This window comes from Labrys neptuniae (genome assembly GCF_040797145.1).
In the GTDB taxonomy this organism is placed as follows: Bacteria; Pseudomonadota; Alphaproteobacteria; order Rhizobiales; family Labraceae; genus Labrys; species Labrys neptuniae.
Genome location: NZ_JBFNQD010000007.1, coordinates 258394 through 279394, shown reverse-complemented (window position 1 = coordinate 279394; position 21001 = coordinate 258394). Strand labels below are relative to the sequence as shown.

Sequence of the window (21001 nt, the reverse complement as noted above, 5' to 3'; positions counted from 1 at the left end):
TTTCTCCCAACAGATGCACCCGCGTCGTGTTCCCCGCCGTGCCTCAGCACCGGCTGTCAAGCGGCCCGCTTGGGAGGGCGTCACTTGGGCGATGTCATTTGGGCAGATATTGCTCGGGCATCGGCGAGCCCGGGAACCATTTGGTGTAGAGGGTTTTCCAGGTGCCATCCTGCATGGCGTCATGCAACGCCTTGTTGAGGGCCTGGCGAAGGGCGTCGTTGCCCTTCTTGACGACGAAACCGGCCGGCGCGTCGAAGGAGGGGATGTTGATCGCCAGCTTCAGGCCCTTGAAGCGCTCTCCATATTGCTTGGCCGCTTCGTAGTCGAGGAAATGGGCATCGACCGTACCGCTGTTGAGGGCGGAGATGGCCGAATTATTGTCCGGAAAGTTGACGATGTCCGACTTGGTGAAGTGGGTCTTGGCGTAGGTCTCCTGCAGCGTACCCTGCACGGCGCCCAGGCGCTTGCCGGCGAGATCGTCGGCGCTCTTGATCCCGGCCTGGGAAGTCAGCACCGTCAGGTAACCCGCCAGGTAGCCATCGGAGAAGTCGACGGTTTTCTTGCGCGCCTCGGTGGTGCCGATGGCGGCGACGGCCACGTCGAAGCGGCCATTGGCGACCGAGGGAAGCAGGGCCGAGAAATCCTGCCCCGTGAATGTCACGTGATCCTTGTCGAAGCCCAGCCTGCGCGCGACGTCCCGGAACAGTTCGATGTCGAAGCCGCTGAATTCGCCGTTGGCGTCGGTGAAGGTGTAGGGCTTGGCGTCTCCCATGCTGCCGACGCTGATCGTTCCGGCATCGATGAGATTGTAGGGATTGCTGCTCGCGGCGGCGCGCCCGCCGCCGGCCGTCATCCATGCCAGTGCGCCGAGCGCGGTGGCGGCCATCACGTCGCGTCGATTGGGATTCTTCATTTATTTCCCCTGGATTTTTTATTGAGACCGGTCTCTTAACATGAGAGACCGGTCTCTTCAATTGAAACTTCGCATTGACGCAGCTCCGGCAAAGGCGATAGTGGCGAGCATGGACAAGCACAATCCGACCCGACGACCCGTGACCGTCGCCGATGTGGCGCGAGCCGCCCAGGTGTCGAAGGCGACGGCAGCCAGGGCGTTAGGTGGCTATGGCGCCGTGCGTGCGGATCTGAAGGAACGGATCCTGGAAGCTGCGCGGCGACTCGACTATCGGCCCAACGAACTCGCGCGCACCATGGCGACGGGGCGTTCCGGCACGATCGGGGTGATCGTCGGCGATATCGAGAACCCCTTTTTCGGGCTGGCCGTGCGCGGGATCAGCGACGTTGCGGCCCAGGCGGGCTTCGATGTCATCCTGTCCAATTCCGGTGAGACGCTCGCCACGGAAAAGGCCTCCACCGAAGTCTTCCTCGCCAAGCGCGTCGACGGGCTGATCGTTGCGCCGGCCACGCGCCATGATGGCAGCCATCTTCAGGATGCCCTGGGCCGCGCTTGTCCCCTGGTGCTGCTCGACCGTGACGTACCGGGGCTGTCGGTGGATGTGGCGCTCGTCGACGACCACAAGGCGGCGCGGGAGGCCACGCAATTGCTCCTCGCCGCGGGGCACCGCCGGCTCGCCTACATTACCGCCACGGCCGCCGCCGATGTGCACTATCGCGGCCCCGAACAGATTCCCCTCACGACCGTGCTCAACCGCATTGCCGGTTTCCTGGAAGCCTCGGATATTGCGGGCCTAGCCGAGGCAGAGCGGCAGATACGCCTGGATGCGGCCAAGACGGCTCGCTCGCAGACGATACTTCTGGATCTGTTGCGGGCCTCTGGCCGACCGACCGCCTTGCTGGCATCCGACAGCAAGATCGCGCTCGAAGTGTTCCGGGCCGCCCGGGCCCTGGGGCTTCACATCCCCGGCGACCTGTCGCTGGTGAGTTTCGACGATGCCGATTGGACGAGCGCGGTCTCTCCGCTGGTGAGCGTGGTGTCCCAGCCCTCCTACGAACTTGGAGCGGCCGCGGCCCAGATGCTGGTGGCGCGCATCATGGGCGACAAGGCGCCACCACGCAGGCACATCCTCGACACGATCCTGATCCGGCGTGAATCGGTGGCGCCGCCCCGGTCTTGACAAAAGGGGATACCGGGTCGAGTATCGTTAGTATACAAACGAATTTGACCCGCCTTCGGGAGCTCGCTCCATGCCTTCTTATAGTGAGTTTTCCGCGCATAGCGAGTTTGAGGCGCCGGTTCCGGTGGCCTCGCCGGACGGCAAGATCCGCTGCGATGCCTGCCCGGTGATGTGCTACATCAAGCCGGGCATGGCCGGGGCCTGCGACCGCTACGCCAACGACAATGGCACGCTGGTCAGGGTCGATCCGCATATTCTCCTGGAACGCACCGTTTCCGAAGGTGGCGACCTCGTGCCCTTCGGCGGCAGCAAGGGATGGGACGGTTCCCTGGTGCCGAATCCGGAGAAATTCGTCACCGCCATCGGCGCGGGCACCACTTATCCCGACTATAAGCCGGCCCCCTTCATCGTCTCGTCCAAGGTCGAAGGCGTCGACATGGTCACGGTGGTGACCGAGGGCATCTTCTCCTATTGCGGCGTCAAAGTGAAGATCGACACGGATCGCTTCGTCGGCCCCGAGCAGAGCACGGTGCGGGTGAACGGGGAGGCGATCGGCCATGTCACCACCGGCGAATATGGCTCGCAGATGCTGTCGCTGGGCGGCGTGCATCACCTCACCGGCGGCTCGAAGAAGGAGGGGCGCGTCACCTGCGATGCCCTGCTCGATCTGTGCAACTGCAAGCCGGTCGAGATGACCGTCGATGGCGGCGCCACGCTGGTGATCGAGGCCGGCAAGGCGCCCGTTGTCAACGGGCAGCTCGAACAGCGCATGCGCGTCGGCTGCGGCTCGGCCACCATCGGCATCTTTGCCCGGCAATGGCTCGGCAAGGCTGACGAGGTGGTGGTGGTCGACGACCACATCACCGGCGTTCTGTCCGAGCACCAGGCCGGCAAGCTGCTCGACATTCCCGATACCGGCATCAAGCTCAAGGGGCGACGCTCCACGCCCGGACGCTATTTCCAGGTGGCGGAACCCGGTACCGGCTGGGGCGGTACCAATATCGACGACCCTCTTGCCATTCTCGGCCCGTTCGATGCCAAGATCGCCTGGCCGGGCCTGCGCCTCTTGATGGTGAGCACGACCGGGGAGCATCACGGCTATTACGAACTCGACGAGGCGCTCCAGCCGGTGCCGCGGGACCTACCGGCATCGCTGGTGGAGTCGGTGGAGCGCATTGCCGAAAATTGCGAGCCGGCCCTCGCCACGGTGCTGTTCATCGGCGGTGCCGGCGGATCCCTGAGGGCCGGGGTCACCGAAAACCCGGTGCGGCTGACCCGCTCGGTCAAGGACGCCCTGACTTATGTCACCTGCGGCGGCGCGCCCGTCTATGTCTGGCCGGGCGGCGGCATCACCTTCATGGTCGACGTCACCCGCCTGCCCGACAACGCCTTCGGCTATGTACCGACCCCGGCTCTGGTCGCCCCGATCGAGTTCACCCTGCGGCTCGACGACTACGAGGCGATGGGCGGCCATATGGGCCATGTCAGGCCGCTATCGAGCCTGCGCGAGGGGGTCGATCTCGCCCAGCGTGCCGACAATCCCTGGCCTTTCGCGCCGCATGCGGCCCGGAGGTCGCACGGATGAGGGCCGGGCCGCAGGCGGCGTTCCTGAACGATCACAGGCGCCTGCATTTGCAGCATGGCCCGATCGATCTCATCATCGAGGCGCAGGCCGAGCCCGAGGCTGTGCGGGCCGCTTACGCAGCGGCGGCGCAGCGTTTCGAGGGCCTGCTGGAAACGCTCTGCGAGGAACTGCCGCTGCTGCGGGCGCCACACACGGCAGGCAGCCTGCTCGCCCGAGGCGTGGTCGCGCGGCGCATGCAGGCCGCGGTCGCGCCCCATGCCGGCAGCCATTTCATCACCCCGATGGCCGCGGTCGCCGGCGCCGTGGCGGACGAGATCCTGGCGGCGATGCGCGCGGTGGCGCCGCTCGACCGCGCCTTCGTCAACAATGGCGGCGACATCGCCCTCTATCTGGCCGAGGGCGAGGATTTCGCCATCGGCCTGGTCGACCGCCCCGACAGGCCGAGCCTGTTCGCCCGCAGCCATGTGCGGGCAGGCGAGGGCATCGGCGGCATCGCCACCTCCGGCTGGCGCGGACGCAGCTTTTCGCTCGGCATCGCCGATGCCGTCACCGTGCTGGCCGGTGATGCTGCGGCGGCGGATGCGGCGGCCACCATCATCGCCAATGCCGTCGATATTCCCGGCCATCCCGCCATACGGCGCGTGCCGGCGTCCTCGCTGCAGCCCGACGGCGATCTCGGTGAGCGCCTGGTGACGCGTGCCGTCGGACCTCTTATGCGCGAGGACATCGCCCTGGCCCTGCGGGCAGGCGAAGAGAAGGCTCGCGGCCTCATCGGCGGCGGGCTGATCCGTGCCGCCGCCCTCCACCTTGCCGGCGTCACCACACTGGTGTCGACTGCCAACACCTTGCTGCAACCGAAAGCCGCCTGACATGCCCGAAATCGTCCTGCGCAAGCGCGCCGTCATCGTCGAAGAGATTTTCCATGAGGGCGGCCCCATCAGCGCCGTGCCGCTGAAGCGCGGCGCCATTCTGAGCGTGATCCACAACCCCTTTGCGGGGCGCTATGTCGAGGAGATTGCGCCCTTCATGGAGGAGTTGAAGCCACTCGGCGTCGAGATGGCCGCCGCCTTGCTGGCGGCGCTTGGCGGCAAGGCCGGGGATGTCCAGGGATACGGCAAGGGCGCCATCGTTGGCGCCGCCGGCGAACTTGAGCATGGCGCGCTCTGGCATGTGCCCGGCGGCTATGCCATGCGCGAGATTCTCGGGGACGCCAAGGCGATCGTGCCGTCGGCCAAGAAGCTCGGCGGCCCCGGCACGCGGCTCGACGTGCCCGTCACCCATATCAACGCCTCCTATGTGCGCAGCCATTTCGACGCCATGGAGGTGGGGCTCGCCGATGGACCGAAGGCCGACGAACTCCTGCTCGTCCTGGTGATGACCACGGGCGCACGCATCCACGCCCGCGTCGGCGGCCTCGCGGCCAAGGACGTCAAGGGCGTGGACGGTCTGCGCTGAGGCATCGTCCGGAAATAACTGAAGCGCCACCTTTGTCATGCCCGGGCTTGACCCGGGCGTCCAGAAGTCCCGCCTTCGATGTCTGGAAAGGGGCCCTGGATTGCCGGGTCAAGCCCGGCAATGACAAAGGTCGAATGAATTCGATTCACCTGTTGACCGGCGAGACCTAACTCTGCTCCGGAAAGGACCATCATCATGCCAGCCAGCATCCGCAAGCTCGTCACCTTCGTCGAGGAAGTGCGCCGCGAGATGGATCGTCCCATCGAGCCGCCGACGAGGCGCGCGGCTGCGATTGCCGTGATCGCCAATCCCTTCGCCGGCCGCTATGTCGAGGATCTCACGCCGCTGATGGAGATCGGCGAGGAGCTCGGCGCCCTGCTCACCCAGCGTGCGGTCGACGCCCTCGGCATCGAGGGGACAGCCGCCGAGAGCTATGGCAAGGCTGCGGCCGTGGGCGAGAATGGCGAACTCGAACATGCCGCCGCCATCCTGCATCCGAAAATGGGCACGCCGGTGCGCAAGGTGCTCGGCAAGGGCGCGGCCCTGATCCCGTCCGCCAAGAAGCGCTGCGGCCTCGGCGGCGTGCTCGACGTGCCGCTCGGCCACAAGGACGCGGCCTATGTGCGCAGCCATTTCGATGCCATGGAGGTGCGGGTGCCCGACGCACCGCGCCCCGACGAGATCCTGGTCGCCATCGTCGTCACCGACAGCGGGCGTCCCTTGCCGCGTGTCGGCGGCCTGACCAAGGCCGAGATCAAGGGCGAGGACGGTTTGCGGTAGAGGGACCGACAAGCGAGACGTTTGCAGTCTGGATGCTCATATTGAATTCAGCCTCAATCAAGGGCAAATACTTACCACTTGATCTGCTTGAGCTTTGTATTCTTCCCTATGGGAATTTCAAACATTGAAGGCGCTGCAACCAGTTTAGTGAACTGCTCAAGCTCAGGCCACTTCAAAACAATGGTGGAGGCGATCAAATGGCTTGGCGACTTCTGATATGCTGGTGCCAGCACGAAGCCATGCAGGCCCGCGGATCGAAGTGCCGCCCTCTCCGCAGGGTTCTTTAGCACTCGGCTATCCCCGGTCACGAAAATCCACACTTCAGGGGAGCTACGAAGATGATTGATCCAATCGACATCTTTCGCATTCCGTCCACCTGGCAGCCCAGGAACATCCTTAATATGAAATGCCCGATGGCCGAGGTGCGTGATATATCCGTCTAACGTCGACGCGAGCACAGGCGAAGTGCAATTGTCGAACATGACATTCAAGCAGCAAGGCCTTTCTCAAGCTGCATTTCAAATTTCATTGCTCGTTTTACCGACGTAAGGGGCACGTCAAATGCCCGCGCAGCAGGTCCAGCCCCTTCGGCACGCCCGGCAGCAGCAAGAACGCTGGTCGGGACGCCGGAAACCTCGTCGATAGGTTGTCCGAACGACCGAGCTGGATCGACAATGATCCGCTCCCTATGACCGACGGGCCACCAGAGCGATGGCGCACCGGTTTCATCGAACTCCACGCCCTTCAGCGAGCGCTCGATAATATGTGCAAAAGTATACTGCCGATGAAACGTATTCAGAAGCTTCTCCTGCTCTGAACCATCGGCGATATCGTCAATAACTCGCAGGAATATATCTTTGCCATCGGTTTTGAACCGATCGGTCGAAAGTGGATGGTCGTATCCATACACATCCCGGGCGACTTCAATAGCTGCTCGAACGCGTATGGCGGAGACGCCGTGCTTGATGAATTCCGCTGCCACCTTCAATTCCATGAGGTCACGAAAACCGAGATAGGTGTGGCCGTCTTCCAGATCAATCTGCGATTGCCACAACGGCTTGTAGGGCTGGCCCTTGATCATATGGCCGTTCAACCAGCGAACGATCTTCGCCGCCGGCACCCGCGTCAAACGCGCTGCCTCTGCCGGCGTGTAAAGACCGATCCCGATAAGCTCGCTCATAACGTCTCCAATCATTGGCATATGGTCAGCGCTGCTGTGGTCATGTCAATATCGATTTGAAGCAACAGCTTGCGGTCGCAGCACAAGGTCTCTCGCACCTGTTCTTTCCTGCAAATACAGCGGTTCCAAGGGATGGATGGGACGTCTGCAGTCCCAGGTGTGGTGTTTCTTAAACCTCGCATGACAGCCTTGACGCCGCCTCGCCCGATCTGTTCCCTGGGGCATTGCCGACGGCTCTGCTTCGGCCGACGGTCCGGCGCAGGCAGCGACAGGGAGCTTCGAGGATGCGGTTTTCACTCCGGCCGATGCTTGCCGGTCTTGCCTTTGTGCTGGTCGGGTGCACGGCTCTCTCCGCTCCCGCTTGGGCGGACAAGCGCATCGCCCTGGTGATCGGCAATTCGGCCTATCGCAACACCGTGCCGCTGCCCAATCCCCGCAACGATGCCACCGACGTCGCCAAGGCCCTGAAGGCGGTCGGCTTTACGGTGGTCGAAGGCTATGACCTCGACAAGCGCGGCATGGACGATGCCTTCAGGCGTTTCGCCAATGAGGCCGACGGCGCCGACGCGGCGCTGTTCTATTATGGCGGCCACGGTTTCCAGTTCCAGGGCTCGAACTATCTGATGCCCGTCGATGCCAAGCTGACCGGCGTCGGCGATGTCAATTACGAGATGGCGCGGGTCGACGACATCCTCAACGACCTGCAGCGCGCCAACGGCGTGCGCATCGTCATGCTCGATGCCTGCCGCGACAATCCCCTGGCCCAGCAGCTCTTGTCCAAGGCGAGTCCGACGCGTTCGATCGGCATCAGCCGCGGCCTCGCGCGCATCCAGCAGACGGCCGGCAGCGTGATCGCCTATTCCACCCAGCCCGGCGCCGTCGCCGCCGATGGCGGCGGCCGCAACAGCCCCTTTGCCGCGGCCTTTCTGGGGGAGGTCGGCAAGCCTGGGGTCGAGATCGGTGCCTTGTTCCGCCGTGTCGCCGCCAATGTCTACAAGGCTACCAATGAACGGCAACTGCCCGAGGTGACCTTCTCGCTGCTCGGCGATTTCTATTTCGCGGGCGGGGCTGCGGCGCCCACCCCGGTGCCGCCTGTATTGCCCACGCCTGCACCACAGACGCCCGCACCCGCGCCACTCGACGCTGCTGCCCAGGCTGCGGTGGAAGGATGCGACAAGATGGCGGCTTCGCCACAGGACATAGATCGCCCCTCCGGCGTGCCCGGTGTCGAGTTCAACCGCATCCAGCCCCGCCTGGCCGTCGAAGCCTGCCGGGCGGCCCTGGCCGCCGCTCCCGAGGATCGGCGCGTGCAGTTCCAGCTGGCGCGGGCGCTCGATGTCGCCGGCAGCGATGCCGAGGCGCGGGACCTGCTGACCAAGGCCGCCGCCGCGGGCTCGGTCTCGGCCATGTCGGACCTGGCCCTGATGCTGGAGACGGGCGAGGGCGGCCCCATGGATCTGCCGCGTGCCGTGGCCCTGTTCGACCAGGCCGCGGCGGCCGGCAATATCTCGGCCATGCGCAATATCGCCATCGAGTTCGAGAATGGCACCGGCCGCCCGCGCGATGCCGTGCAGGCGGCGCAATGGTACCGGAAGGCCGCCGACACCGGCGATCCGCAGGCGATGGGCTTCCTGGCCGTGCTCTATCTGCAGGGCACGGGCGTGCCCAAGAATGCCGGAGAGGCGCGCCAATGGATCGACAAGCTCGTCGAGACCGAGCACACCCAGACCATGCTGCGGGTCGGCTATGTGCTGCTCGGCCAGACCGGTGCGGTGAAGGATTTCGCCACGGCCCGCAAGCTGTTCCAGCGTGCGGCCGAACTGGGCGATGGCGACGGCAACGTCATGCTCGGGAACATGGCGGCCAACGGCATTGGCGGGCCGCGCGATTTCGGCAGGGCCACGGATTTCTTCGAGAGGGCCGCGGCGATCGGCAACCTCAATGCCAAGGCCAGCCTGATACCGTTCTTGATGGCGGGGGCTGGTGGCATCAAGCGCGATCCCGGCAAGGCGGCCGATTACGGCCTGGAAGCCTTGAGGGGCGGCTCGCCGGTGGCCCGCGGTCTCCTGATCGACAAGGCCTCGACCTCGCTTACGCCGCAGCTGCGCAAGGCCGTCGAGCAGCGGCTGGCCAAGGCCGGCCTGCTCAATCGCGCCCCGGACGGCAGCTACGGGGCGGACACGTTGGCAGCCCTGCAGGCCTTCGTGCTGGCGAAATAGGCCTCGTCGATGGCAGATAGGGCCTGTTTCTGACGATACAGGCAGGAATCGCAGGTCATGTCATCAACAGGACAGCAATCCCCAACAGGAACTGTCCCATGCGTCTGCGTCTTGCCCTAGCCGCCCTCATCGCGAGCGCCACCCCGGTCCTGGCCGCCGACCTCGGCTACACCACCGCCGAGCCGATCGCCCCGGTGGTGCCCTATAGCTGGACCGGCTTCTATGTTGGTGCCCATGCCGGGGCCGTGTTCGGCAATGCCAGGATCAGTGCCGACACCGGCGGCTATCGTCAGAATTTCAACGACGTCGGTTTCATCGGCGGCCTGCATGCCGGCTACAATTACCAGTTCGAGAACAATGTGGTGGTCGGGCTGGAAGGCGACATCGACTACACCTCCCTGTCGAAGACGCGCCACAGCGTCGCCGGTGCCGTCCCTTATAGCGTCCGCTTCAAGAGCGACTGGCAGGGCTCGATCCGCGGGCGGGTCGGCTATGCCTTCGACCGCTTCCTGCCTTATCTGACCGCCGGCGTCGCCTTCGCCAACCAGAAATACAACGTCAACGCCCCCGGCCTCGGGGCTTTTTCGGCCAGTACCACCCGGGCCGGCTGGACCGTCGGCGCCGGCCTCGAATATGCGCTCAACGACAATTGGTCGGTGCGCGGCGAGGTGCGCTACAGCGATTTCGGCAAATGGCGGATCCGGGCGGCCAATCCAGGCAAGGTCCGTTTCCACGAGACTACGGCCCTGCTCGGCGTGAGCTACAAATTCTGAAGGCGAGAAGCCGGGCGGGTGACGATCGTGGCGTGGTCCCACCAGGGATTGCGGTGGATACGGTGATCCACGATGTCGAATCCGGCCTCACCCAATTCGGCCAGGAGTGCCGGCAGCGGCCTGAGAGTACGGCTTGGAACGCCGCCGTCGACAAGGCATTGGTGTTCCACGTCATAGCGGGCACACGCTTCGGGCGAACGCGGCGGGCCGCACATGGTACTGGCGATGAAGATGCCGCCTGGCTGCAGAATGCGGCGAATTTCCGCCAGGCAAAGGCTGCGATCCGCGCCGATCAGGCAGTGCAGGCAGGCGCCGTCGAAGACCAAAGCGAAAGATGCCGCCTCGAAATCGGGCATGGTGCGCACATCGCCCCGGATGAAATGGCCAGCAAGCCCGGCGGCCTCAAAGGTTTCATGGGCCCAGTCGATGGCCGTTGGCGAGATATCGATGCCGTGCACCCGATAGCCGCGTTCGGCCAGCAGCAGGGCTGCCATGGCGGCATTGCCGCAGCCGAGTTCGAGGGCAGGGCACGGGGCAGGCGGCAGGAGATCGGATCGATGGAGGTCGTCCAACATCGCAGCGAGCTTCAGCCGGTTGCCGGCATGACAATCTCCGGCCCAACCCGGCAGGCCGGCTGCGCGCAGGTCCCGGTATCGTTTCTCGTAGTCCTGCATGCTTACCCGGAGGCTCGACCTTCCGCCGTGTTTACGTCAAACTTCGCGCTGACCTCAGGGAAGCAAGCGTGAGTCTGGGGGAATCATGAAGAGCATTCGTGGCCTGATTGCCATCACATTCATCGCGACCCTTGGGTTTTTTGCAACCGGTCCGGGTGGTTCCGCGTACGCCGCCGGCACTTGCGAGCATCGGGCCGCACCGGCCGGGGTGAGCGGCAAACGGGTGGCGCTGATCGTCGGCAATGGCAGTTATGGCAATGGCATTCCGGCCCTGCCCAATCCGGCTCGGGATGCGCAGGCCGTGGCCAAGGCGATGGGGGCGCTCGGCTTCGAGGTCTTCCTCGCCGGCGATGCCGACAGCGCGAGCCTGCAGAACTGCCTTGCCACCGCCTATGCCGGGGCGGCCGGGGCCGATGTGGCGATGTTCTACTATTCCGGCCACGGTATCCAGATCAAAGATGAGAACTACCTGGTGGCCGTCGATGCCACCTCGAAGGATCTCCAGCATGGCTTCGTGCCGGTGCAGCCGATCGTCGACACGCTGCAGAAAGGCGCGAAGGCGACCCTGGTCTTCCTCGATGCCTGCCGCAACAACCCGATGGCCGAGGGCGGTCAGGCCGGGCTTTCGGTCTCGACCGGGCGCGGCCTCGCCCGGGTCGAGGGGGCGGGAGCCACGGCAGCGCCGGGCGCCGTGCAGGCGCGCGGGCTGATGGTGGCCTATGCCACCTCGCCCAATGCGGTGGCGCTGGACGGCAAGGGCGAGCTCAGCCCCTTCACCGGTGCCTTCGTCAAGGCGGTCGGCACCTCCGGCTATTCGATCCAGCGCATCATGAGCGACGTCACCAAGGCGGTGGGGGAAGAGACCGATTGGGCCCAGACGCCCTGGATGAAATCCTCCCTGACCGACGAGCTCAAGCTCGGCGGCGGCCAGACCCTGGCCGAGGCCCAGTCCGTCTCCAACAATCATGCCACCCGTTCGCTGGAACTGCTCTACCAGGACAGTGACAAGCAGGCGGCGATCATCGAGGCGCTGAAGGGACTACCCTCCCAGTCGGACGATACTGCGCTGAAGCGCTTTCCCAAGGCCTATCTGGCGCTCTACACCGCCGTTCAGAGCCGCCAGATCAAGCTGCCCGTCGACACGGGCAAGACCATCCTCTGGACTGCTGTCTCGCCGCTGAACCGCGTTGGCCTCCTGGCGTCCAGTGCCGACTACCAGTCCGGCGAACTCGATTTGTGGTCGACGGACAAGGGCAAGATCGTGGCGAGGCTGGCTCTTGAGACGGGCGCCCGCAATCTGCTGTTCAGCCCACACGGCAAGTTCCTCGCCGTGAGCTCCTCCGGCAAGGTCTCGGTCTTGAACGGGCTTGATGGCACCAAGCTGTTCGACCTGCCGCGCGAAGGCGCGGTCTCCATGATGGATTTCAGTCCGGATGAGAGCCGTCTGCTGCTGGCGGGCGACAATTCCGGGTTCCTGACGGTCATTGACGTCGCCACGGGCGAGCCCATGATCCGGATCAAGGAAAGTGCGCTTGGCCTTGGCAAGGTCAACGCCTCGAAAGTGGCTTCCGCCGTCTTCGGCGGCAATGATGCGATCTGCCTCAGGCTTCAGGCCGACCTGATCCGTGCGCAGAAGGCACCCGGCGGGAATGCGGTGGCGATCTTCGATCTGCGCGAGAGCCGCACCACCCATCTGCGCTCGATCGATGCGTCCATTGAGCGCGTGTTGTGCGATCCCACACGCAAATATCTGATCGGCGCTTCTTCCATCGGCTTGGGCGATGGGCTCCTGGAAATCTGGGATCTCGCCCGCGATGAGATGACCGAAGTCAAGACGACGAACGAGAAGGTCGACGGGCTCGATCCAAGCGGGCGCTATGTCCGGACGACTGATCTGAGCGGGCGCAAGGGCGGCTTTGTGTATGAACTCGCCACCGGCAGGAAGGTGAGCCTTGCCGCCATTCCTGACGGGTTCCAGAATTCCGGGCCCCTCGTCTACAATATGTCGGGCGGGGTCGTCGGCCTGGACATGACCTCGAATCCCTGGCGCGACTGGCCGGATGAGAGCCTGTTCGGACCAAGCCTGGTGCAGAAGGCCGAGGCGGGATTGACCCCGCCGCAACGCCAGGAAGTCGCACGCGACCGGATCACCTTTGCCGAGGTTGCCACGGCACCGTGAAGCGACGCCGGCCTGGACCTTGAGCCGATTTCGGCTAGGGTTCTTCCGCAGACGGCCATTTGTTTTCGGGGTGACACCAGGAGGCAGCATGGAAAACGACATTTACACCACGGCCCTGCTCGCTCTGGGTGGCCTGTTCATAGGCCTGGGGTTGGTGATTGCCATTCTGTGGGGTTCGGCGGCCTGGGAGAGGCGGCGCCTTTCCAGACGGCGCCACTTGCGCCCGCTCTCTTTCGCTTTTGCGGCATCGGAGTGGGACGCCAGCGACACCGATGCTCCGGTCGGTAGCGGGGATGGCCATGGCGGCTGCGGGCATGGCGACGGAGGGCATTGAGGCAATTGTGCTGGGATCCGCGTTTGCGACGGCCAGGCCGGTCCTGCGCCTGCCTGGGGTGGTGGGTTTCGAGCCATGGCCACGGAGGCTGCGACGCGCTGCGTCATCGGGGTCTAAGAGGAACTGGGGTGGCAGGAGATCGTCCATGTCATCCACCCCGCAACCAGGCCTCCATCGCTGAGACCAGAAGGCTCGGTTCGGAGCGGTGGGGCTCGACCGAGTTGCCCCCGCCCTACAGCGGTACCCTCTGCGAACTCTACGGGCAGCGGCGCGGATAGGGGTTCTGGCGCGCGGGGGGCAGGAACAAACTTCGCGCTCAAAGGTTTCATTTTTTTACGATCATATCTTGACGTTAACGTAAACTGAATATATCTCCCGGTCATCTGCAAAGCAGGGGTCTCCGATGTCACTGAGCGAGATGGCATTCGCCGAAGAAGCAACCGACCCGCGCAAGGGTGGACAGCGCAAGGAGCAGTTCACCATCCACGAATTGGTCACCGAATTCGAGGTGACCTCGCGTACCCTGCGTTTCTATGAAGAGAAGGGCCTGCTGATCCCCACCAGGCGGGGGCAGGAGCGCATCTATTCCCGTCGCGATCGCGCACGCCTCAAGCTCGTCCTGATGGGCAAGAGCGTCGGATTCTCGCTCGAGGAGGTCAAGTCGATGCTCGACCTCTACGATCTCGGCGATGGCCAGGCCACGCAGCTGCGCGTCGCCCTCGAGCGGTTCGAGGAGAAGCTCGCCGAGCTCGACCGCCGCCGCCGCGACATCGACCACGCCTATGCCGAACTCAGCCATGCGCGCGACATCGTGCGCGGTCGTCTCGGCCGCCAGCAGAAATAATTCAACAGGAGCAGACCGATGCCCAGCTACAAGGCTCCCGTGGAGGATGTGATGTTCCTCCTCAACGACGTGCTCGACATCAACAAATACAACAATCTCCCCGGCTTCGAGGACGTCTCGCCCGAGACCGTGGGCGCTATTCTCGGCGAAGGCGCCAAGATGTGCGAGGAGTTGCTGCAGCCTCTCAATGCCAGCGGCGACCGTGAAGGCTGCATCCGTTCCGACGACGGCACGGTGACGACGCCGGATGGTTTCAAGCCGGCCTACCAGGCCTACCGCGAAGGCGGCTGGGTCGGCTTGCCGGCCCCGGCGGAATATGGCGGCGCCGGACTGCCGGCGGTGCTCAACTCGGTCATGCAGGAATTCGTCTCGGGCGCCAATCTGGCTTTCGGCATGTATCCGGGCCTGACCCAGGGCGCCATCGCGGCTTTGCTCGAGCATGGCAGCGACGCGCAGAAGCAGACCTATCTGCCCAAGATGATAGCCGGCGAATGGACCGGCACCATGAACCTCACCGAGCCGCATTGCGGCACTGATCTCGGCCTGATCCGCACCAAGGCCGTGCCCGCCGGCGATGGCTCCTACAAGATCTCCGGTACCAAGATCTTCATCTCCGCCGGCGAGCATGACCTCGCCGACAATATCGTGCATCTGGTGCTCGCCCGCATCGAGGGCGCGCCAGCGGGTACCAAGGGCATCTCGCTGTTCGTCTGCCCGAAACGTCTCGTCAATGCCGACGGCTCCCTCGGCGCCGGCAACAAGGTCTCCTGCGGCAAGATCGAGGAGAAGATGGGCATTCACGCCAATGCGACCTGCGTGATGAACTACGAAGAGGCGACCGGCTATCTCGTCGGTGTCGAGAACAAGGGCCTCGCCGCCATGTTCGTGATGATGAACGAGGCGCGGCTGGCCGTCGGCATGCAGGGCCTGGCGCTCGGCGAGGTCGCCACCCAGAATGCCGCGGTCTATGCCCGCGAGCGTCTGCAGGGCCGGGCGCTCACCGGTGCCAAGGAGGCCGACAAGGCGGCCGATCCGATCATCGTGCATCCCGATGTCCGCCGCACCCTGATGACGGCCCGCGCCCTCAACGAAGGCGGCCGCGCTCTGGCGCTCGCCACCGCGCTGCAGGCCGATATCCATCGCCGTTCGCCCGATGCGGCCGCCCGCCAGGCCGCCGACGATCGTCTCGGCCTGCTGACCCCGATCGTCAAGGCCATCCTCACCGAAAACGGCCTGCAGAATGCGATCAATAGCCAGCAAATGTTCGGCGGCCACGGTTATATCGCCGAGGTTGGTGTCGAACAGTTCGTGCGCGACGCCCGCATCACCCTGATCTATGAAGGCGCCAACGGCATCCAGGCCCTCGACCTCGTCGGCCGCAAACTGCCGCGTGACGGCGGCCGTGCCATGATGGCCTATCTCGGGGAATTGAACGGTTTCCTCAAGGCCTATGAGGCGGACGAGGCCCTCAAGCCCTATATTGCGCCCCTGAAGGCTTCGGCCGGCCATCTGCAGCAGGCAACGATGTGGCTGATGCAGAATGCCCTGGCCAAGCCCGACAATGCCGGCGCGGCTTCGACCGATTACCTGCATCTCTTCGGCCTGGTGGCGCTCGGCTATATGTGGGCGCAGATGGCCAAGGCAGCGTTGGCAATGGGAGAGAGCGATTTTGCGAGGAACAAGCTGATTACGGCGAAATTCTTTGCCGATCGGTTGCTGCCGGAAACCGGACTGCGCCTGGCCCGCGTCACCGTCGGTGCCGGCGACGTGATGGCCCTGTCGGCCGAGGCGTTTTGATCGGAGCGCGGACATCTTGTCCGCCCTTGCAGGCCAGATAATCTGATGGGGAAGAGCGGACAGGATGTCCGCGCTCCCAGGGAGAGACCCAATGAGCGAAGCCTTCATCTACGACGCCGTGCGCACACCGCGCGGCAAGGGCAAGGCCGACGGCGCCCTGCATGAGGTCACCAGCCTGTCGCTGGCGAGCCAGACGCTGCGGGCCGTGGCCAAGCGCAACGAACTCCCCGAGAATGCGGTTGAGGACGTCATCCTCGGCTGCGTCGATCCGATCGGCGAGGCCGGTGGCGACATCGCCCGCATCGCCGCGCTGCATGCCGGTCTCGGCGAGAAGGTGCCGGGCGTGCAGATCAACCGTTTCTGCGCCTCGGGCCTGGATGCGGTGAACCTGGCGGCCGGCCAGATCGCCGGGGGCCAGAAGGATCTCGTCGTCGCCGGCGGCGTCGAGAGCATGTCGCGCATCGGCATGATGGCCTCGGGCGGCGCCTGGGCGCTCGATCCCTCCAGCGCGGTGCCGACCTGGTTCATGCCCCAGGGTATTTCAGCCGACCTGATCGCCACCAAATATGGCTTCTCGCGGGACGACGTCGACGGCTATGCGGTTGAGTCGCAGCGCCGCACCGCCCAGTCCTGGAGCGAGGGGCGCTTCGCCAAGTCCGTCATCGCCGTCAAGGACATCAACGGCCTGACTATCCTGGACAAGGACGAGCATATGCGCCCTGCTACCACCATGCAGTCCCTGGCCGCCCTCAACGCCTCTTTCGTGCAGATGGGCGAGATGGGCGGCTTTGACGCCGTCGCGGTGCAGTCGCATCCGGAGGTCGAGAAGGTCAGCCACGTCCACCACGCCGGCAATTCCTCCGGCATCGTCGACGGCGCTTCCGCCGTGCTGATCGGTTCGGCCGAGGCCGGCAAGCGCTTCGGCCTCAAGCCGCGGGCCCGCCTTCGGGCGGCGGCCTCGATCGGTTCGGATACCGCCCTGATGCTGACCGGCCCCGTCGACGTCACCGAGCTTCTGCTGCGCAAGGCCGGCATGAGCAAGGCGGACATCGATCTGTTCGAGATCAACGAGGCCTTTTCCTCGGTCGTGCTGCGCTACATGCAGGCCTTCGACCTCGATCCGGCCAAGGTCAATCCCTGCGGCGGTGCCATCGCCATGGGCCATCCGCTCGGCGCCACCGGTGCGATGATCCTGGGCACCGCCCTCGACGAACTCGAGCGCACCGGCAAGTCGACAGCCCTGATCACGCTGTGCGTTGCCGCCGGCATGGGTGCCGCCACCATCATCGAGAGGATCTGAGATGAACAATTTCCGCTTCGATGTCGACAGCGACGGCATCGCCCTCGCCACCTGGGACATGCCAGGTCGCTCGATGAACGTCATCACCGTGGAGGTGATGGAAGAACTCGGCCAGGTTCTCGAGCGCGTGACTTCCGATGCCGCCATCAAGGGCTGCGTCATCGCCTCGGGCAAGGACGCCTTTTCCGGCGGCGCCGATCTCACCATGCTCGAGGGCATGGGCCAGCGTTACGCCAAGGCGCGGGCCGAGCTCGGCGAAGACAAGGCGATGGAGACCTTCTTTGCCGAGAGCCGCTTCCTGTCGCAGCTCTATCGCCGCATCGAAACCGCAGGCAAGCCCTTCGCCGCCGCCATCAACGGCGTCTGCCTGGGCGGTGCTTTCGAACTCACCCTGGCCTGCCACTATCGCGTCGGCGCCTCCGACAATGACAAGGCCCGCGTCGGCTTGCCTGAAGTCAAGGTCGGCCTGTTCCCCGGTGCCGGCGGCACCACCCGCGTGTCCCGCCTGATGAAGCCGGACCAGGCCCTGCAGATGCTGCTCAAGGGCGACCAGCTGCGCATCGGCCAGGCTCAGAAGATGGGCCTGCTGCACGCTGTCGCCCCGCGCGAGGAGCTGGTTGCCAAGGCCAAGGATTGGATCAGGGACGGCGGCTCGCCCGTGGCGCCCTGGGATGTCGAAGGCTTCCGCCTGCCCGCAGGCCCGGTCTATTCGAAGGCCGGCATGATGGTATTCCCGCCGGCCAACGCGCTCTATCGCCGCGAGACCTACGACAATTATCCCGCGGCCCGCGCCATCCTGCAGACGGTGTATGAGGGCCTCCAGCTGCCCTTCGACCGCGCGCTGACGGTGGAATCGCGCTATTTCGCCCATGTGCTGCGCTCGACCGAGGCGCGCTCGATGATCCGTACCCTGTTCGTCTCCATGCAGGAGCTCAACAAGGGCGCGCGCCGTCCGGCCCTGCCGCCGTCGAACCTCAAGCGCGTCGGCGTGGTCGGCGCCGGTTTCATGGGCGCGGGCATCGCCTATGTCTCGGCTTTGGCCGGGCTCGACGTGGTGCTGGTCGATCGCGACCAGGAAGCCGCCGACAAGGGCAAGGCCCATTCCGACGGTTTGATCACCGGCCAGATCAAGAAGGGCCGCGCCTCGATGGCGGACAAGGAAGCCCTACTCGGCCGCATCACCGCCACGGCCGATTTCGGTGCGCTGGCCGGCGTCGACCTCATCGTCGAGGCCGTGTTCGAGGATCGCACCGTCAAGGCCGAGGTGATCAAGAAGATCGAGGCGGTGATCGGCAAGGACACCATCTTCGCTTCGAACACGTCGACGCTGCCGATCTCCTCGCTGGCCGAGAACTCGGCCCGACCCGAGCAGTTCATCGGCGTGCATTTCTTCTCGCCTGTTGACAAGATGCTGCTGGTCGAGGTGATCAAGGGTGCCAAGACCGGCGACAAGGCCATTGCCGTCGCGCTCGACTTCGTGCGCGCCATCCGGAAGACGCCGATCCTGGTCAATGACGGCCGCGGCTTCTTCGCCAATCGCTGCGTGCTCAACTATATCCGCGAAGGCCATCTGATGCTGGGCGAGGGCGTGCCGCCGGCGATGATCGAGAATGTCGCCCGGGCCGCCGGCATGCCGGTCGGGCCGCTCTCGCTCAATGACGAGGTCGCGATCGACCTGGCCTGGAAGATCCTGCAGGCCACCAAGAAGGACCTTGGCGAGGCCGCCGTCGATCCGGCGCAGGAGAAGCTGCTCGACGCCCTGCTCAACCAGCATGGCCGCCTCGGCCGCAAGAACGGCAAGGGCTTCTACGACTATCCGGCCGGCGCCTCCAAGCGGCTATGGCCGGGCCTGTCGGACCTCCAGGCGGTGAAGCTCGATCCCGATACCATCGACCAGAAGACGCTGAAGCACCGTTTCCTGGTGGTCCAGGCGCTGGAAGCAGCCCGCACGGTGGAGGACGGCATCATCACCGACATGCGCGAAGCGGATGTCGGCTCCATCCTCGGCTTCGGCTTTGCGCCCTTCACGGGGGGAGCCCTGTCCTATATCGACGGCGTGGGCAGCAAGGCCTTCGTGGCTCTGTGCGACAAGCTCGCAGCCGCCTATGGCCCGCGCTTTGCGCCCAATAAGCTGCTGCGCGACATGGCCGTCAAGGACGAGCGTTTCTATCAGCGCTTCAAGCCTGAAAAGAAGGCGGCGTAAGGTTGTGGGGAGTGTCGACCAGGAGTCCGTGCTTCGGAGCGCGGACTTCTCAGCGACATGTCTTCATGTCGCGATGTCCGCATCTTTGAACCACAGAGCTAGCAGAAAGAGGCGGACAGGATGTCCGCGCTCCAAACTTACCGCAGTCCCTTCTTGATCTGCCGGATCAGGCCGGGGCCTTTGTAGACCAGGCTCGAATAGAGCTGCACCAAGGTGGCGCCGGCCGCGAGCTTGGCTTTGGCGGTCTCGGCCGAATGGATGCCGCCAACCCCGATCAGGGGGAAGCGGCCGCCGACGCGCCGGGCCGTCTCGGCCAGGACCTGGGTGGAAAGCTCGAACAGTGGGGCCCCCGACAGGCCGCCGGCTTCCTTGGCCGTCTCGCTCTCCCTCAGCGTCTCCGGCCGCGATATCGTGGTGTTGGAGACGATCATGCCGTCGAGCTTGTGGGCGAGCGCCCGGTCGACGATGTCGTCGAGCTCGAACATGGTGATGTCGGGCGCGATCTTGAGAAGCAGCGGTCGGCGCGGCCCGATGAGCGCAGCCGTATCGCGCGCCTCCACCGCACGGGCCAGCAACTCGTCGAGCGCCTCGCGCTTTTGCAGATTGCGCAGGCCCGGCGTGTTGGGCGAGGAAATGTTGAGGGTGAAATAGGAGGCGACGGGGGCGAAGACGATGATGCCGGCGGCATAGTCGGCAGCCTTGTCCTCGCTGTCCTTGTTGGCGCCGACGTTGACGCCGAGAATGCCGCGGCCCTTGCGGGCCTTGAGCCGGGCCAGCACGGCGGCATGGCCCTGATTGTTGAAGCCGAAGCGATTGATGACGCCCTCGTCCGCCGGCAGGCGGAACAGGCGGGGGCGGGGATTGCCCTCCTGGGGCCGCGGGGTGACGCTGCCGATCTCCACGAAGCCGAAGCCGAGCCTGAACAGGGGATCGACCACCTCGGCATTCTTGTCGAAGCCCGCCGCCACGCCGACCGGATTGGGGAAATCGAGCCCGAAGGCCTTCACCTGGAGCGAGGCCGGATCGGGCAGGGACGGAGGGATCGGCAGGCTGCGCAGGGCGGAGAGGGTGGCCTCATGCGCCTCTTCGGGATCCATGCGAAACAGGCGGGGGCGGATGAGGGCGAAGGCGGCGCCGATCATGGCTGCTGGCTCGAGAGAAATTCGAGCGGGAAGACATGGCGGCCATCCGCTCCGAGCGGCAGTGGCGCCGTCCATTCGATCAAATCGAGGGGCAGGGCGGCATAAAGGTGGGGGAACAAGGCGCCGCCGCGCGAGACTTCCCATTTGAGGGCTTCGCCGAGCCTGTCGGCTTCGACGGCGGCGAGGACGAGATCGTCCTGGCCGGCGAAATGCCGCGCCGCCGTCTCCTGCGCCGTCTCGGCGGAGGAGAAATGGATATAGCCGTCCTGGACGTCGATGGGGGCGCCGTCGAAACGCCCGGCAGCCTCGGCGTTGCGCCATTGCTGCGCCGTCAGGATCTTGAAAATGAGCGCCATATGTCCTCCAGCCTTTCGCCGCACGTCCTCTACAGGGCCTGAAGACTTTACGAAAGGGCCTGCCGCAGGGCGCCTGCACGGATTTTC

The 21001-nt window shown here is 65.0% G+C and carries 19 protein-coding genes; 13 read left to right on the top strand and 6 right to left on the bottom strand.

Translation table 11 applies throughout. The features are described from left to right. Positions 1–94: 94 nt before the first annotated feature. Positions 95–886, bottom strand: a complete 792-nt coding sequence (locus ABXS05_RS21110) for an ABC transporter substrate-binding protein (protein ID WP_311941032.1) — start codon at positions 884–886, stop codon at positions 95–97. A gap of 136 nt (positions 887–1022) precedes the next feature. Between ABXS05_RS21110 and ABXS05_RS21105 the strand changes: the two genes are divergently transcribed. The 5 genes from ABXS05_RS21105 (at position 1023) to ABXS05_RS21085 (ending at position 5913) form a co-directional block, all read left to right on the top strand. After that, positions 1023–2093 carry a LacI family DNA-binding transcriptional regulator gene (locus tag ABXS05_RS21105; protein WP_367625287.1) on the top strand — a complete coding sequence of 357 codons (1071 nt, stop codon included), beginning with the start codon at positions 1023–1025 and terminating at the stop codon, positions 2091–2093. A 169-nt stretch (positions 2094–2262) separates the two neighbouring features. Further along, complete coding sequence (locus tag ABXS05_RS21100) at positions 2263–3678, top strand: 6-hydroxynicotinate reductase (RefSeq protein ID WP_367625330.1); 1416 nt, start codon at positions 2263–2265, stop codon at positions 3676–3678. Further along, positions 3675–4547, top strand: coding sequence for a UPF0280 family protein (locus ABXS05_RS21095; RefSeq protein ID WP_367625286.1), 873 nt, complete (start codon positions 3675–3677; stop codon positions 4545–4547). Before ABXS05_RS21100 ends, ABXS05_RS21095 begins: the two co-directional genes overlap by 4 nt. A 1-nt stretch (position 4548) precedes the next feature. Continuing rightward, positions 4549–5133, top strand: coding sequence for an amino acid synthesis family protein (locus tag ABXS05_RS21090; RefSeq protein ID WP_311940947.1), 585 nt, complete (start codon positions 4549–4551; stop codon positions 5131–5133). Positions 5134–5328: 195 nt separating this feature from the next. Next, on the top strand, positions 5329–5913 hold the full coding sequence (locus ABXS05_RS21085) for an amino acid synthesis family protein (protein ID WP_367625285.1): 585 nt from the start codon (positions 5329–5331) through the stop codon (positions 5911–5913). 71 nt (positions 5914–5984) lie between these two features. Here ABXS05_RS21085 and ABXS05_RS21080 read toward each other — a convergent pair whose 3' ends face one another. Together ABXS05_RS21080 and ABXS05_RS21075 are read right to left on the bottom strand one after the other, a co-directional pair. After that, the gene (locus ABXS05_RS21080) at positions 5985–6395 is read right to left on the bottom strand and encodes a PIN-like domain-containing protein (protein WP_068299556.1); all 411 of its coding nucleotides are present in this window, start codon (positions 6393–6395) and stop codon (positions 5985–5987) included. A gap of 5 nt (positions 6396–6400) precedes the next feature. Next, positions 6401–7093, bottom strand: a complete 693-nt coding sequence (locus ABXS05_RS21075; protein WP_367625284.1) for a hypothetical protein — start codon at positions 7091–7093, stop codon at positions 6401–6403. A gap of 284 nt (positions 7094–7377) precedes the next feature. Between ABXS05_RS21075 and ABXS05_RS21070 the strand changes: the two genes are divergently transcribed. Together ABXS05_RS21070 and ABXS05_RS21065 are read left to right on the top strand one after the other, a co-directional pair. Then, positions 7378–9312: a caspase family protein gene (locus tag ABXS05_RS21070; RefSeq protein ID WP_367625283.1), complete on the top strand. Its 1935-nt coding sequence runs from the start codon at positions 7378–7380 to the stop codon at positions 9310–9312. A 98-nt stretch (positions 9313–9410) separates the two neighbouring features. Next, positions 9411–10085 carry an outer membrane protein gene (locus ABXS05_RS21065; protein WP_311940940.1) on the top strand — a complete coding sequence of 225 codons (675 nt, stop codon included), beginning with the start codon at positions 9411–9413 and terminating at the stop codon, positions 10083–10085. Here the strand turns inward: ABXS05_RS21065 and ABXS05_RS21060 are convergent. Further along, positions 10073–10759 carry a class I SAM-dependent methyltransferase gene (locus tag ABXS05_RS21060; protein WP_311940938.1) on the bottom strand — a complete coding sequence of 229 codons (687 nt, stop codon included), beginning with the start codon at positions 10757–10759 and terminating at the stop codon, positions 10073–10075. The genes ABXS05_RS21065 and ABXS05_RS21060 overlap by 13 nt on opposite strands. A gap of 85 nt (positions 10760–10844) precedes the next feature. On the opposite strand from ABXS05_RS21060, the gene ABXS05_RS21055 reads away from it, so the two are divergent. The 6 genes from ABXS05_RS21055 (at position 10845) to ABXS05_RS21030 (ending at position 19416) form a co-directional block, all read left to right on the top strand. Next, positions 10845–12938, top strand: coding sequence for a caspase family protein (locus ABXS05_RS21055; RefSeq protein WP_367625282.1), 2094 nt, complete (start codon positions 10845–10847; stop codon positions 12936–12938). Positions 12939–13026: 88 nt separating this feature from the next. Further along, complete coding sequence (locus tag ABXS05_RS21050; protein WP_311940933.1) at positions 13027–13272, top strand: hypothetical protein; 246 nt, start codon at positions 13027–13029, stop codon at positions 13270–13272. A gap of 403 nt (positions 13273–13675) precedes the next feature. Next, positions 13676–14116: a MerR family transcriptional regulator gene (locus ABXS05_RS21045; protein ID WP_311940930.1), complete on the top strand. Its 441-nt coding sequence runs from the start codon at positions 13676–13678 to the stop codon at positions 14114–14116. Between the two features lie 18 nt (positions 14117–14134). Continuing rightward, positions 14135–15913, top strand: coding sequence for an acyl-CoA dehydrogenase C-terminal domain-containing protein (locus ABXS05_RS21040; RefSeq protein ID WP_367625281.1), 1779 nt, complete (start codon positions 14135–14137; stop codon positions 15911–15913). Positions 15914–16004: 91 nt separating this feature from the next. Continuing rightward, positions 16005–17213 (top strand): acetyl-CoA C-acetyltransferase, encoded by a 1209-nt coding sequence (locus ABXS05_RS21035; RefSeq protein ID WP_149253743.1) that lies wholly within the window; start codon positions 16005–16007, stop codon positions 17211–17213. Between the two features lies 1 nt (position 17214). Continuing rightward, positions 17215–19416 carry an FAD-dependent oxidoreductase gene (locus tag ABXS05_RS21030; RefSeq protein WP_367625280.1) on the top strand — a complete coding sequence of 734 codons (2202 nt, stop codon included), beginning with the start codon at positions 17215–17217 and terminating at the stop codon, positions 19414–19416. A 137-nt stretch (positions 19417–19553) separates the two neighbouring features. On the opposite strand, the gene ABXS05_RS21025 is transcribed toward ABXS05_RS21030, so the two are convergent. Together ABXS05_RS21025 and ABXS05_RS21020 are read right to left on the bottom strand one after the other, a co-directional pair. After that, positions 19554–20558: a quinone-dependent dihydroorotate dehydrogenase gene (locus ABXS05_RS21025; RefSeq protein ID WP_311940918.1), complete on the bottom strand. Its 1005-nt coding sequence runs from the start codon at positions 20556–20558 to the stop codon at positions 19554–19556. Then, on the bottom strand, positions 20555–20914 hold the full coding sequence (locus ABXS05_RS21020) for a DUF952 domain-containing protein (protein ID WP_068299482.1): 360 nt from the start codon (positions 20912–20914) through the stop codon (positions 20555–20557). The genes ABXS05_RS21025 and ABXS05_RS21020 overlap by 4 nt, the downstream gene beginning before the upstream one ends. Positions 20915–21001 lie beyond the last annotated feature (87 nt).

What these genes read in the sequence shown, in the direction of transcription:
- ABXS05_RS21110 (WP_311941032.1), bottom strand. Translation starts at nt 886, where the DNA reads ATGGCCGCCACCGCGCTCGGCGCACTGGCATGGATGACGGCCGGCGGC.
- ABXS05_RS21105 (WP_367625287.1), top strand. Translation starts at nt 1,023, where the DNA reads ATGGACAAGCACAATCCGACCCGACGACCCGTGACCGTCGCCGATGTG.
- ABXS05_RS21100 (WP_367625330.1), top strand. Translation starts at nt 2,263, where the DNA reads ATGTGCTACATCAAGCCGGGCATGGCCGGGGCCTGCGACCGCTACGCC.
- ABXS05_RS21095 (WP_367625286.1), top strand. Translation starts at nt 3,675, where the DNA reads ATGAGGGCCGGGCCGCAGGCGGCGTTCCTGAACGATCACAGGCGCCTG.
- ABXS05_RS21090 (WP_311940947.1), top strand. Translation starts at nt 4,549, where the DNA reads ATGCCCGAAATCGTCCTGCGCAAGCGCGCCGTCATCGTCGAAGAGATT.
- ABXS05_RS21085 (WP_367625285.1), top strand. Translation starts at nt 5,329, where the DNA reads ATGCCAGCCAGCATCCGCAAGCTCGTCACCTTCGTCGAGGAAGTGCGC.
- ABXS05_RS21080 (WP_068299556.1), bottom strand. Translation starts at nt 6,395, where the DNA reads ATGTTCGACAATTGCACTTCGCCTGTGCTCGCGTCGACGTTAGACGGA.
- ABXS05_RS21075 (WP_367625284.1), bottom strand. Translation starts at nt 7,093, where the DNA reads ATGAGCGAGCTTATCGGGATCGGTCTTTACACGCCGGCAGAGGCAGCG.
- ABXS05_RS21070 (WP_367625283.1), top strand. Translation starts at nt 7,378, where the DNA reads ATGCGGTTTTCACTCCGGCCGATGCTTGCCGGTCTTGCCTTTGTGCTG.
- ABXS05_RS21065 (WP_311940940.1), top strand. Translation starts at nt 9,411, where the DNA reads ATGCGTCTGCGTCTTGCCCTAGCCGCCCTCATCGCGAGCGCCACCCCG.
- ABXS05_RS21060 (WP_311940938.1), bottom strand. Translation starts at nt 10,759, where the DNA reads ATGCAGGACTACGAGAAACGATACCGGGACCTGCGCGCAGCCGGCCTG.
- ABXS05_RS21055 (WP_367625282.1), top strand. Translation starts at nt 10,845, where the DNA reads ATGAAGAGCATTCGTGGCCTGATTGCCATCACATTCATCGCGACCCTT.
- ABXS05_RS21050 (WP_311940933.1), top strand. Translation starts at nt 13,027, where the DNA reads ATGGAAAACGACATTTACACCACGGCCCTGCTCGCTCTGGGTGGCCTG.
- ABXS05_RS21045 (WP_311940930.1), top strand. Translation starts at nt 13,676, where the DNA reads ATGTCACTGAGCGAGATGGCATTCGCCGAAGAAGCAACCGACCCGCGC.
- ABXS05_RS21040 (WP_367625281.1), top strand. Translation starts at nt 14,135, where the DNA reads ATGCCCAGCTACAAGGCTCCCGTGGAGGATGTGATGTTCCTCCTCAAC.
- ABXS05_RS21035 (WP_149253743.1), top strand. Translation starts at nt 16,005, where the DNA reads ATGAGCGAAGCCTTCATCTACGACGCCGTGCGCACACCGCGCGGCAAG.
- ABXS05_RS21030 (WP_367625280.1), top strand. Translation starts at nt 17,215, where the DNA reads ATGAACAATTTCCGCTTCGATGTCGACAGCGACGGCATCGCCCTCGCC.
- ABXS05_RS21025 (WP_311940918.1), bottom strand. Translation starts at nt 20,558, where the DNA reads ATGATCGGCGCCGCCTTCGCCCTCATCCGCCCCCGCCTGTTTCGCATG.
- ABXS05_RS21020 (WP_068299482.1), bottom strand. Translation starts at nt 20,914, where the DNA reads ATGGCGCTCATTTTCAAGATCCTGACGGCGCAGCAATGGCGCAACGCC.